The 498-nt window shown below is 43.6% G+C and carries 1 protein-coding gene; it reads right to left on the bottom strand.

The features are described from left to right. Positions 1 to 34: 34 nt before the first annotated feature. On the bottom strand, positions 35 to 498 hold a 464-nt coding region (locus NATSA_RS15890; protein WP_210513495.1), incomplete at its 5' end, for an IS30 family transposase.

Raw genomic sequence — 498 nt, forward strand, 5'->3', positions numbered from 1 at the left:
GGGCAGAATAACATTCCAAGTGCCCGATTATGATTTATGAGGTATCGGGTATAGTTAAAGGTTTGAAGGTATTGAAGAATACTTCAAAAGGCGTTTTATATCCAAGTTTTTTTCGTGGTCTGTTGTTGAGTTTTTCAGTGATGGCCCGCAATTGTTTTGGCTGTACGAATCGAAGATCCAATTTTTTAGGCAAATACTGGCGCACAAGCTTGTTGAGTTGCTCAATACGTGCACTTTGATTGGTTTGATAGGGATGACAAAACCATACATCGGTTTTCAAATACCGGGCAGTGAGCCGGTGATCGGCGAATTCAATGCCATTGTCGTTGGTCACCGATTTGATGTGATATCGAACGTCTTTGAGCTGTCTTCGGGTACCGATATGGGTATCATAGGAAGCTTTTCGGTGAATCTGATCCAACCAGCAGTAACTGGATTTGCGATCGACGATGCTCAATATGGCTCCTTTGTTGGCCGGACCAACGATGGTGTCACGTT

It is taken from the genome of Natronogracilivirga saccharolytica, assembly GCF_017921895.1.
Taxonomy (GTDB): domain Bacteria; phylum Bacteroidota; class Rhodothermia; order Balneolales; family Natronogracilivirgulaceae; genus Natronogracilivirga; species Natronogracilivirga saccharolytica.